Genomic DNA, 11,340 nt, shown 5'->3' with positions numbered 1-11,340 from the left:
GACCGGTCCCTGTCAGGAGGCACTGACATGAATGCCATGAGGAGACTTGGCCAGCTACACAAACCGTCCCGTTCACCTGTTCCTGAGGCGGTGGGCTGAACGTATGGTGGCACGATTCGAATGGCGCACGTCGTTGTGCGCCCCGGACTTTCCGACAGCCGCTTATGAGGGGTTGTGCGGGCGCGTGACGGACCATACGCCGTTCAACACCCTCGCCTGGCTGCGCGCAGCGGAACAGGCACTGACGGCCAAGGCACACTTGCACGTTCTGCTCGGCTGGCAAGGCGATGAATTAGCCTTGTGCCTGCCGCTGGTGGCGTCCGTGGAGCGTTTTGGAAAGCTGCCATTTCGGGTCCTGCGTCACCTCGGTTATCCCCTCACCGATCGCCTGGCCCTGCTCACCTGCCTCGATGCCGACAGCATGCGCAAGGCGCTGGTGATCATCCGCCGTCGCGTACCCCATGCGATGCTGCAACTCAATGAATTGTCCGAACCCATCGGCGAAGAAAGCGCGCTGACGGCCTGGATGACCCACAGCTCGACCGGCGAGCGTCGCCTCAGTTGCCGGGTGCCGGTGCATTTGATCAGCGACATCGACCGCCAGGAAGTCTCCGGCGACCCGCGCTACAAACTGCGCCGGGCGCGTAAACGCATGTTGGCCTATGGTGCCCAGGTCCGACGCGTAACCCCTGACGCGGCCACCATCGGGCCTTTATTGCAGGCCCTCAGCGCAGTCGAAGCGCAGAGCTGGAAAGGTGTCGAAGGCGTCGGGATTTTCACCAGCAACAGTAGCCGACAATGGATCAACCTGGCCTTCACCGCCCTCGCCGAACAGGGACTGCTGCGGGTGGTGCTGCTGGAAGTGGACGGGCGCTGCATCAGCTACCGGCTCGGCTTGCTGGAAGAGGGCCGGCTGTACGACTACAACCTGGCGTTCCTGCCCAAATACGCCGATCTGGGCAGCGGTCGTGTGCTGCTCGAAGAGTGGATTCGCTGGGGCCTGGACGACAACTGGCACTGGATCGACGCTTCGCGGGTCAGCCTGATGAACTCCAGCCATCAACTCCAGGAACGCATGACCGGGCAACTGGAGCACTGGCGCTGGAGCTTCTACTCCTGGCGCCCCAGCGGCCTCGCTCTGGGGTTGGCCATGCGGCTCTGGCACCGGCTAAAACCCTGGCTGAAAAAATGGCGCGACTGGCGTGCAGCGGCGCTGGTTGTTCCTGTTACCACTCCTACTCCCGCGCCCGCCGACAAAGGCCCTGCGCTCATTGAAAAAACCAAGGAGGGTGAACATGCCTCGCCAAGTCATAGTCAACGCTGACGATTTCGGCCTCAGCCTGAGCGAAAACGCGGTGATCCTCGGTGCCTTCCAGGCCGGAGTCATCAGCTCTGCAACCGCCATGGCCAACATGCCGGCCTTCGAGGAGGCCTGCGTCCTGGCCCAGCAGCCGTTGCTCCAGGGGCGAATCGGGTTGCACTTCAACCTCACCTATGGCCGGCCGTTGAGCCCGTCGATTCTCGCGCGTTCGACGTTCTGTGACAGCCAGGGCATGTTCGACCTCGACCTGCCCCGCCACAGTCTCTGGCTCAACCGCCTGGATCGCGAAGCGGTGCTGGAGGAACTCCAGGCTCAATGGCAACGCTGCCTGGATAACGGCCTTCTCCCAAGCCACATCGATTCCCATCAGCACGTGCACAACATCTGGCCCATCGGCGAAATCGTCGCGCGCTTTGCCGCCTACCAAGGGGTGCCCGTGCGACTGGCCCGCCACCTGGGAAATAACCTGAGTGTGCCCAAGCGGGTGTTCAAGACATTGCTCAATCACCGATTGAACCGCCTGGCCGGAGCGACTGCCCAGTACGTGTGCACCCCGGTAGACCTGCGCAACGTGGCGATGCCGATCGACGGCCTGTTGGAAATCGTCGTCCACCCGACCCATATCGGCGCCGATTTTGGCGATATCTATTTAAACCCCGGAGAGTCTCTGGCTCACATGCTGGAGCTGCGTCTTCCGGGCATTCCAAGAGTGTCCTATGCCGTTGTGCCAAAGGCGTTCAAAGAGGGACCGCAGTACTCGACTGATCTACACACCGTGCAACCTTGATTATCGCCATTTAAAACCTTACCCACCCAACCCTGGCTTCAGCCTCGGAGGACTTCATGAGCGCCATCGACAAGCTTCACGAACGCATCAAACAAAAAGGCCTGTTCCACACGCTCCAGACGCTCTGGAAGCGTTATGTGTTTTTCCATCGGGAGCTGCTATGGCTGGGGCGCGATCTGGTTACCCCGGTGGCACCGCACAATCTGCGGCCCTACACGGGCTTGCGTCTGGTGACCATCACCCCGGAAAACGCCACGGCTTTCACCAAGTATTACGGTAACCGCGTCAAGGCCATGGCCGAAATCGCCGCCGAGGGCCACACCGGGCACATGTACGTGGACGAGCAAGGTGATGCCATCGGATTTATCTGGGGCAGCGCCAGGGACTACTTTGACCGGCACTATTACGGCTGCTGGTTCCGGGTCAATCCCGGTGAATTCTTCGAGTTCGGCGGTGAAATGATCCCCCAATACTTTGGCACCAGCTTGTCAGTTGATGCCCAGTTCAAACTCTGGGATGCAATGCGGGCCAAAGGCTGCAACAAGATCGTGGACGTCTGCGATACCCGCAACATCCAGGCCATGAAAATGCACCTGCGCATGGACTACCAGGAGCAAGGGCGCATCACCCACATCTACGACCTGTTCGGCCGCTTTCGCTTCTTCCGCGAAACCCACTACAGCGGCTCGCGGCTGACTGCGTTGCGCAAACCGGAACAGCAGACAGTGACTGCGGCGCAGGCGTGATGGGTTTTGCGTCCGACTCAGACCAATGTGGGAGCGGGCTTGCTCGCGAAAGCGGTGTAACAGACAACATTAATATCGACTGACACGCCCTCTTCGCGAGCAAGCCCGCTCCCACATTTGACCGCATCTCCCTGTGGGAGCGGGCTTGCCCGCGATAGCGTCAGTCAGTGCAACTCATTTCTCAGATCCGACACTCAGCGCTTCACCGCCACCAACGTGTAACACAACGGCAACTGCGCCTTTTGCTGCTGATACCGATCATAGAGTTCTTCGCGGTTGGAATGCGGGTACTCCTTGAAATGGCGGATCTGCAACCCCGCCTCGACGGCACCGGTGAGAATGGCGCCCAGGGTGTGGACGAACCAGTAGGACGCTGAGGCCTGCTGTTCGACTTTGCCTTCGTAGACGATCGGCCGGTTCTGGACGAAAGGCTCGCTGCGAAAATACGAGCTGTCCGGGCGATAGGGATCGGCTGACTCGGGGTCGAACATTTCCAGGAACGGGTGGGTTTCGTACACCACCAGAGCACCGCCGGGCTTGAGGGTTTGCGCGGCATGGCGCAAGAATTCGGCGATGTCGGGCATCCAGTTCAAGACGCCGATGGTGATCAGCGCCACATCGAAGCGCTGGTGAAGATCAGTCGGCAGATGATGGATGTCCGCCTCGATGAATTCGGGCTCATGGGGCGAACGGGATGCCAGCTCCCGGGCCTGATCGAGAAAGGCCTCGGACTGGTCGACTCCCACCACACGGCGGGCTCCCAGCGCAAACAGCGAAAGACTTTCGCGTCCGTTGTTGCAGCCCAGTTGCACCACCTCCTTGCCGGCGACGCCGACCTGTTGAAGCAACCCGCTGAGGGTGTCATCCAGGCAGGAAAAATCGCCATGGCTCACGGCACTCAAACAGGCCCGCCACTCAGGGGCGTCTTTGTGGTGTTGGGCGGAGTCATTCCACGCATCGCGATTGCTGGCGATGGCTTTTTCTTTTGTCGGCATTTCCATTGCACGCTCCAGAATTCGGGCCTTTGATTGGCCGGCACGAGTCTGGATCAGCATCAGCAAAACTACCATTCGAGCTTTGTTGCGATCTTGTAATCACCGGTGGGGCGAAACCTGCCAGCCGGAGTAAGTCACTGTAGCGAGGGGCCGCCCCCTCGCCACATTAGTCCGTAGCACCAGGCACAAAAAACGGCCCGCTGGCTGGCACAAATCCCCTGTGGGAGCAAGCCCGCTCCCACAGGGGATTGAGGCGCTACCGGTAACCACGAGCCTGCACGTTGAACAACTGCGCATAGCGCCCGCCCGCCGCGACCAGGCTGTCGTGATCGCCTCGCTCAAGGATCGCCCCCTGGTCCAGCACGATGATGTGGTCGGCATTGCGCACGCTGGAAAAGCGGTGAGAAATCAGCAACGTCATGCGGCCTTCAGTGTGTTGACTGAAATGCTCGAACACTGCAGCTTCCGCCGCCGGATCCAGGGCCGAGGTCGGCTCATCCAGAATCAGGATATCGGCGTCGCGGCGCATGTAAGCGCGAGACAAAGCGATTTTTTGCCATTGCCCACCGGACAATTCCTGCCCACCGGCAAACCACCGGCCCAACTGCGTCGCGTAGCCGCGATCCAGGCGCTCGATGAAGGGCGCGGCCATGCCCTCGGCGGCCGCTTGCTGCCAACGCGTTTCATCGTTGAACGCCAAGGTATCGCCGACACCAATGTTCTCGCCCACGGAGAACTGGTAGCGAATGTAATCCTGGAAGATCACGCCAATGCGCCGTCTCAGCGCCACTTCGTCCCAGGACTGCAAATCGCTGCCATCCAGCAAAATACGGCCCTGATCGGGGCGATACAGCCGAGTCAACAACTTGATCAGCGTGGTTTTGCCTGAACCGTTTTCCCCTACCAGGGCGACGCTGCGGCCGGGCAACAGGTGCAGTTCGATGCCCTGCAAAGCGGCGTGGCTCGCTCCCGGATAACGGAAACCGACGTTCTCGAAACGCAAACCATCGCCGGGTATCGCGCCCACGGTAAGGTTTCCGCTATCGGCAATAACCGGTTCGGCCAAATACTCGTAGAGGCTCGACAGATAAAGGCCATCCTCGTAGAGACCGCTGATCGCGCTCAAGCTGCTGCTCACGGCGGCCTGCCCCTGCTTGAACAGCACCAGGTACATGGTCATTTGCCCGAGGCTGATACTGCCGTGAACGGTATCGACCACGACCCAGGCATAGGCCAGATAAAACGCAGCGGTGCCCAGCAGTCCCAATACAAAACCCCAGCCATCGCGGCGCAACGTCAGGCGCCGGTCTTCGGCATAGAGACGAGCAAACGTGTCCCGATAACGCTTCAACAGCAGCGGCGCGAAACCGAACAGTTTCACCTCTTTGATGTAGCCTTCATGGGAAAGCAGCGTCTCGATGTAATTCTGCTGCCGACTCTCCGGTGCCCGGCGCGTAAACAGCCGAAAGGCATCCCCGGAAAAATGCGCCTCGGCAAAGAACACCGGCAACGCCCCAACTACCAGCAACACCAGGGCCCAAGGCGAAAAATGCACCAGCAACACACCGAAGCTGATCAACACGATCAGGTTCTGGATCAGCCCTAGCGACTTCATTACCAGCGCCAGCGGCCGGGTCGATGCCTCGCGCCGCACCCGCACCAGCTTGTCGTAGAACTCCGAATTCTCGAACTGAACCAACGATAACGTCTGGGCCTTCTCCAGAATCATCGTGTTAACCTTCTGCCCCAACTGCACCCGCAACAGCGATTGCTGAACCGACAGTGCGCGCTGCGTCCCGGACAGCAACGCGAGCACGCCCGCTTCGAACAACACATACCGCACAACCGGCCATAACGGCGCACTGCCCTGCTGGGTGTGCAACTGCATGGCGGTGACTACGGCGTCGACAATCCGCTGCCCCAACCAGGCCGCCAGCGCCGGCAACACACCGGCAATCAGGGTCGCCAGTACCAGCCCCAGAAACAGCCCACGGGACGTTCCCCAGACCAGCAACAAAGCCCGTCTCGCCTGGTCGAGCAAAGAGGCAAAACGGGTCAGGACAGGCATAGGACGATGGACTCGGTGGCGGACGTCAGAGGAGCGCGGCAGGTTCTACAGTACGTGGAATGAGCCATCCACTCTACGGGACAGGACGCGATAAAGCTGGCCACGCCGATAGTAAAAACATCTAAAAAAACCCACCACTCGCTACGTTTTAGCGCTTTGCTATGTGGAGTCAATGCCCATCGAGAATAGAGGACAAACCTGAACATCCAGCCGATGTCTCCTCTCCATAACGGGAGCAAAACATGAAAATCAATCCGTACTTGATCTTCAACGGTGACTGCAAGGCCGCTTTCACGTTCTACGCCAAAAGCCTGCCAGGCCAGATAGAAGTAATGATGACCTTCGGCGAAACTCCGGCTCGCGACCATGTTCCAACGGACTGCCATAACCTGATCATTCACACGCGCCTGCTGGTCGCGGACCAGGCAATCATGGGATCGGACACCACACCTGATCGCCCCACCACAGGCATGAGCGGTTGTTCGGTTTCGTTGAATGTCGACAGTGTGGCGGAGGCAGAGCGGGTGTTTGCTGCATTGGCGGAAGGCGGCAATATTCAGATGCCGCTGGAGGCGACGTTCTGGGCGGCACGTTTCGGGATGCTGGTCGATCGGTTTGGCGTGGCGTGGATGGTTAATTGCGAAAAGGATCAGTGACCGGGCGCCCCCCGGTTAGTACATAAAGGTTACTGGCTCTTTAATATCAACCTTGGATTTTTTTTCAATAGCCAAACAGAATGACGTTCACAAATTCCGCCCCCTGACAAAAATATTACGAATATAATGCCAAAATACTCAATTAATATAGTCTTCCCTCTCATTCGCCCTAAAAAGAGGCGGTCGCTGTACTGATCGCCTCCCCAACGTGCACCTACATCACCCTAGAACACCGTGGAATATCCTTATAAATCAAATCCAATTTTCAAGAATGCGGGCATCCGCACAGTTCATACGCAAGACTCCTCAGTTGTGCTTCGTTCTGCAGCCAGATGGGCAATTAGCCATCGCATCTGTATTGCTTATAGAAAAGTCAACCTAAAGAGCCTAGTCCGACTGAAAGGGGCGTACCAACTAAGCCCGATATCACAAAAACAAATGGGCTTAAGCCTCGGCATTTGCCTATGTCATTGAATCAGCTAAAACTTCTGAGCATGGAGTGACGTGTGCTCACGACGGGAAATGTTATAAAAAGTCAGATAACGTCAGTATTTTGTGTATTAAGATTGCAACGCCAGCACATATGAGTAATTTACATGATGAGTACTGAGAGCAAAACCGAAAATAGCCAGAGGGGTATTCTCGCTATTGGGCGCACTTGGCGCTCAACAGAGAAACTTCGACAACTATTTGTACCAAACCTCACACATGTTTATACATTAGATTATCCAAACCCGCCAAGTCTGGATATCGAAACGCAAACACTCGATACCGTACTGATCGATATTGAAAGCCCCTCCATACTTAATGACTGCCTGGCGCTGATCAAGAAGTTACGTACGAATCCGACAGAACTGGCCATTATCGTTGCAATCAACTATCGCTCGCCGCACGCTAAAATCGAATGCTACCTGGCCGGAGCCGATCACTGTATCAATGTACCTAACGATCAGGATGAAAAAGCCAGGTTACTCTCAGAGTTACTCGAAACTCCTGAATGGCAGCCCAGTGTAAAGTTGACCCTGGACCAAACATGCCTGCACTTATACAACGATGAATACAAACTGGATCTGGCCTATCAGGAAATGAAAGCCCTGGATGCGCTTATTAACGCAGAAGGCAATATCCTGCACCATGACAGCATGGCCGAATCCATGGGCTTGAATATAAAACTCTACGACTCACGCGTCCTGGAGAAGTCCATAAGTCGGCTTCGAAATAAAATCAAAAAACACTTTGGCATTAACATCATTCACAGTGTTCGTGGTTATGGCTATCGACTGCTTCGAGGAGTCGTATCAGTCAATCAAACAAACTTTCACTCTTAAAGGACTAGGTAATGGAGCCCAGCAGGCAAGCTATAGTGCACGAAAACTTCGCACTGGTATTCTTCAGGCAATCGATTCTGAAACGAAACGATGAACTGTTCGGCAGCGAAATTTATGCCAAGGCAACCAAGCAGGAGACCCCCTTGAACAAGGGGTATCAACAACTGCATTCCGATCATCCACTGGCGACTTATTACGAAGTCCTCACTCGGATCCAATTGAATGCCCTCTCGCAGATTGAGGCCACGCCTTCCCATGCACCGGTGCCAAACAAACTGTTCGTGACCATGAATCAATCTGCTTTATTGGATAAAGCGCTTATCAAGGAAATGAACGATGCTCAAGCGATACTCAAAAAGCATGAGCAACAGCTTATTCCCAGCATTAACAGCAGTTCGTTTCTGTCGTTCAACCTGAAAGAAAAAAGAACCATTATCAATCACATTCACCTATTAAAAGACAATGGGATCGAGATCGCTTTCGATGGCTATGATTTAAGCGACGACAGCACCGAAAAACTGATCAGCCTGGCGTTGTTCGATTACATAAAAGTAGACCTGACCAAATCCAATTTCGACATCATGGTCGAAAACAGCCAGGACTTTTTCAACAGGTCTTACGACTGCCTGAGCGGCATGATCCATGACAGCAAGATCAAATTCGTGGCGGACCGCGTGGAGCACAAAGCACTACACACACTGGCTCGCAGCATGCCCTTCGACTTTTTCCAGGGGAGGTACTACTCACCCACCGAGCTTATTTAAGTTTTGAAAACTTCACCAGACTAGGAAGGAACCTTATTGTGAATACGCCGAATAACAGCTTTCTGATTTTCACCCGAGACCAACTGGCACGACAAGCGATAGAATCGCTTCTCGCACAACGCCTGTATTTATCTTTTGAAATCGAGTCAGGCAAACTCAGCAGCGAACGCATCCGAAAGAGTCGATTCACGCACATCCTGCTCGACCAGGCGGACATATCGCTAAGCGACGTCAGTTTCATCCGTAAAAATCAAAAAGATGCGGAAATCATCCTCATAACGCCAAACTCTGAACCTTCGGAACTCCATCACTTTTCGCACTTCGGTGTTGATGGCTTTCTGAAGAAACCAGTGGCCGACGAAGAGTTCATCTCGGCAGTCAGTCGGGTTAAAGAGTCTCAGGGCAACCCTGATATCTGGTGGTTCAATGCTGACGATCGAACATTGGTCAAAGAAGATATCACTATTCCATTGACCGGTACCGAATCGTTAATGCTCACACAACTGGTCCTCAGCGATCGGCGGGTACTCAGCAAAAACGATCTTATTCTACGCATCGATAAAGACCCGGAACAATATAGTGGCCTTGAAATGTGCCTGAGCCGACTGCAGAAAAAGTTCAAGACGGCAGCCAATGGAGAACGGCTGGTCCGCTCGGTCAGGAACCGGGGCTACTGCCTTGCACAAAGGATAAGAGTCGCTTACTGAGCGCGAAATCGCAAAAACAATAACAATAAACGCGATTCTCCGCCCCACTTGATATACCCACACCCATCACCTGCCTCCTTGCACTGCATATCCTGACTGTCGCCATAAACTCTTCTATGGCGCTCGCTCCGTTGCCCCCCTCGTCTACCCGACAAACGTTTATCGAATGCTGCAATTATATAGACGATTGAGCGATATCCTCCTAACAAAAGAGCACGACCTTTTATAACAAGGCCTCTGAAAGAGTGGTCGTTATAATTCGTCAGACACACACGAAGATTTAGGTACTAGTATAAAAACCTGACACTGAGACAACCGTATCAGCTGACTTTAAAACAACGCCAGGATGGCCAGCCATAAGCCCGCGTTATTCCCTTCTAATAATAAAAATAACTTCTGACTGAACCGCGTTCGCTCAGCCTTTGTGCGTGGCTGCCATTTATTAACCGTCGACTGATACACAACGTGGCGCAGGCCCGAGGGACACCGCGATGGTACATAATCGTATTAATCGAAACAGCATATCCAAAGGACTGACTTTCTGGGGGCAATGGATAATTGCCATCACATCAGTCAACACGCTGTTATTTGCTCTGGCGCTCTATCAGACAGGAGAAATAGAGGCCCATTATCGTGTGTTAGCGGTGCTTACTTTCCTGGGCTCGGTCCCCTCCTACTCGCTGCTGCTGGTTTATCACAAACAGCATGGTTACCTCACCGGCCTGGGTCGACTGCTACTGGGGTGGCTGCTGACGCTGACCGGACTGACCACCATCGGCTTTATCAGCAAAACCAGCGAATTGTTCTCCCGGGAGATCATCCTGGTCTGGGCGGTGGCCGGTTATTGCGTACAGGCCTTGCTGTACCTGCCTTTGCACAGTTTTTCCAGGCACTACCATCGGCAATTGCACAGCCAAAACAACACCCTGATTATCGGTACCGACCAACTGGCGGTGAATCTGGCAGACAAACTGGCCAAAACCGAATATCCGCCGCTAGTCGGCCTGATCAGCTCAAAACCCAACGAATTGTCTACCAACGTCAATGCCCACAGAATCGTGGGTCAGTTGCAGGAACTGCGCGAGCTGATCCGGGTGCACGATGTCCGGCGGTTGTACATCGCACTGCCCTTGAGCGAAGCCAAACAGGTCGAAGCGCTGTACATCGACCTTCTCGACTCGAATGTCGATGTGGTCTGGGTTCCCGACCTGGGCAGCATGACCTTGCTCAATCATTCCGTCAGCGAACTGGATGGCCTGCCCGCCATCCACCTCAATGAAAGCCCGCTGACCAGTTACCCGACAGCGGCGCTGAGCAAAACATTGCTGGACCGAAGCCTCGCCGCCCTGGCGCTGATCGGCTTCAGTCCGCTGCTTCTGATAATCGCTGTCGCGGTGAAGATCTCCTCCCCGGGTCCGATTATCTTCAAACAAGAGCGCCATGGCTGGAACGGCAAGATCATCAAGGTCTGGAAGTTCCGCTCCATGCGCCTGCACGACGATCATCAGGTCCGCCAGGCCGGTCGTGAAGACCCGCGCATTACTCCGGTCGGCCGATTCATACGACGCACCTCCATCGATGAACTGCCGCAGTTCTTCAACGTGCTGCAAGGTCATATGGCGCTCGTCGGGCCGCGGCCCCATGCGATCGCCCATAACGACTACTACACCGGCAAGATTCAGGCTTACATGGCCCGCCATCGAATCAAACCGGGCATCACCGGGCTGGCCCAGATCAGCGGCTGCCGTGGCGAAACCGAGACCCTCGACAAAATGCAAAAGCGTGTGGAGATCGACCTCAACTACATCAACAACTGGTCGTTGTGGCTCGACATCAAGATCCTGATCAAGACCCCCTTCACGCTCTTTTCCAAGGACATCTATTAACTGCTGAGATATTCGCGCTCATAACCTGTCTATTCTTCAGCTCATTGCAAACAGGGCTGCAGCCGGGCAGTCAGGCCTCTGA

Annotated in this window: 10 protein-coding genes; 8 read left to right on the top strand and 2 right to left on the bottom strand. The window is 55.4% G+C overall.

Annotation, left to right across the window (positions count from 1 at the left end; genetic code table 11):
• Positions 1-103 precede the first annotated feature (103 nt).
• Genes PMI30_RS06045 through PMI30_RS06055 form a run of 3 tightly spaced genes read left to right on the top strand, consistent with a single transcriptional unit; the run spans position 104 to position 2,854 of the window.
• Complete coding sequence (locus PMI30_RS06045; protein WP_032836004.1) at positions 104-1,324, top strand: GNAT family N-acetyltransferase; 1,221 nt, start codon at positions 104-106, stop codon at positions 1,322-1,324.
• Entirely contained in the window at positions 1,296-2,108 is an 813-nt protein-coding gene (locus PMI30_RS06050; protein ID WP_008013107.1) for a ChbG/HpnK family deacetylase, read from the top strand. Before PMI30_RS06045 ends, PMI30_RS06050 begins: the two co-directional genes overlap by 29 nt.
• Before the next feature lie 56 nt (positions 2,109-2,164).
• Entirely contained in the window at positions 2,165-2,854 is a 690-nt protein-coding gene (locus PMI30_RS06055; RefSeq protein ID WP_008013106.1) for a hypothetical protein, read from the top strand.
• Between the two features lie 194 nt (positions 2,855-3,048).
• Here PMI30_RS06055 and PMI30_RS06060 read toward each other — a convergent pair whose 3' ends face one another.
• Complete coding sequence (locus tag PMI30_RS06060; RefSeq protein WP_008013104.1) at positions 3,049-3,855, bottom strand: class I SAM-dependent methyltransferase; 807 nt, start codon at positions 3,853-3,855, stop codon at positions 3,049-3,051.
• A 250-nt stretch (positions 3,856-4,105) separates the two neighbouring features.
• Positions 4,106-5,917, bottom strand: a complete 1,812-nt coding sequence (locus PMI30_RS06065; protein WP_008013101.1) for an ABC transporter ATP-binding protein — start codon at positions 5,915-5,917, stop codon at positions 4,106-4,108.
• Between the two features lie 242 nt (positions 5,918-6,159).
• Here PMI30_RS06065 and PMI30_RS06070 point away from each other — a divergent pair, with 242 nt between their 5' ends.
• From PMI30_RS06070 to PMI30_RS06090, 5 genes are all read left to right on the top strand, one after another.
• Positions 6,160-6,573 carry a VOC family protein gene (locus PMI30_RS06070; RefSeq protein WP_008013100.1) on the top strand — a complete coding sequence of 138 codons (414 nt, stop codon included), beginning with the start codon at positions 6,160-6,162 and terminating at the stop codon, positions 6,571-6,573.
• 596 nt (positions 6,574-7,169) lie between these two features.
• The gene (locus PMI30_RS06075) at positions 7,170-7,901 is read left to right on the top strand and encodes a winged helix-turn-helix domain-containing protein (RefSeq protein ID WP_008013099.1); all 732 of its coding nucleotides are present in this window, start codon (positions 7,170-7,172) and stop codon (positions 7,899-7,901) included.
• An 11-nt stretch (positions 7,902-7,912) separates the two neighbouring features.
• The gene (locus PMI30_RS06080; RefSeq protein WP_008013098.1) at positions 7,913-8,665 is read left to right on the top strand and encodes an EAL domain-containing protein; all 753 of its coding nucleotides are present in this window, start codon (positions 7,913-7,915) and stop codon (positions 8,663-8,665) included.
• Between the two features lie 38 nt (positions 8,666-8,703).
• Positions 8,704-9,372, top strand: a complete 669-nt coding sequence (locus PMI30_RS06085) for a winged helix-turn-helix domain-containing protein (RefSeq protein WP_007900813.1) — start codon at positions 8,704-8,706, stop codon at positions 9,370-9,372.
• 491 nt (positions 9,373-9,863) lie between these two features.
• Positions 9,864-11,258: an undecaprenyl-phosphate glucose phosphotransferase gene (locus PMI30_RS06090; RefSeq protein WP_008013097.1), complete on the top strand. Its 1,395-nt coding sequence runs from the start codon at positions 9,864-9,866 to the stop codon at positions 11,256-11,258.
• The last annotated feature ends 82 nt before the right edge of the window (positions 11,259-11,340 follow it).

Origin of the sequence: Pseudomonas sp. GM50 (assembly GCF_000282375.1) — a bacterium.
In the GTDB taxonomy this organism is placed as follows: domain Bacteria; phylum Pseudomonadota; class Gammaproteobacteria; order Pseudomonadales; family Pseudomonadaceae; genus Aquipseudomonas.
This window is presented reverse-complemented; position numbering and strand designations above follow the sequence as displayed.

Bases quoted from the DNA above. Each gene is read 5' to 3' on its own strand.
- PMI30_RS06045 (WP_032836004.1), top strand. From the start codon at position 104: ATGGTGGCACGATTCGAATGGCGCACGTCGTTGTGCGCCCCGGACTTT.
- PMI30_RS06050 (WP_008013107.1), top strand. From the start codon at position 1,296: ATGCCTCGCCAAGTCATAGTCAACGCTGACGATTTCGGCCTCAGCCTG.
- PMI30_RS06055 (WP_008013106.1), top strand. From the start codon at position 2,165: ATGAGCGCCATCGACAAGCTTCACGAACGCATCAAACAAAAAGGCCTG.
- PMI30_RS06060 (WP_008013104.1), bottom strand. From the start codon at position 3,855: ATGGAAATGCCGACAAAAGAAAAAGCCATCGCCAGCAATCGCGATGCG.
- PMI30_RS06065 (WP_008013101.1), bottom strand. From the start codon at position 5,917: ATGCCTGTCCTGACCCGTTTTGCCTCTTTGCTCGACCAGGCGAGACGG.
- PMI30_RS06070 (WP_008013100.1), top strand. From the start codon at position 6,160: ATGAAAATCAATCCGTACTTGATCTTCAACGGTGACTGCAAGGCCGCT.
- PMI30_RS06075 (WP_008013099.1), top strand. From the start codon at position 7,170: ATGATGAGTACTGAGAGCAAAACCGAAAATAGCCAGAGGGGTATTCTC.
- PMI30_RS06080 (WP_008013098.1), top strand. From the start codon at position 7,913: ATGGAGCCCAGCAGGCAAGCTATAGTGCACGAAAACTTCGCACTGGTA.
- PMI30_RS06090 (WP_008013097.1), top strand. From the start codon at position 9,864: ATGGTACATAATCGTATTAATCGAAACAGCATATCCAAAGGACTGACT.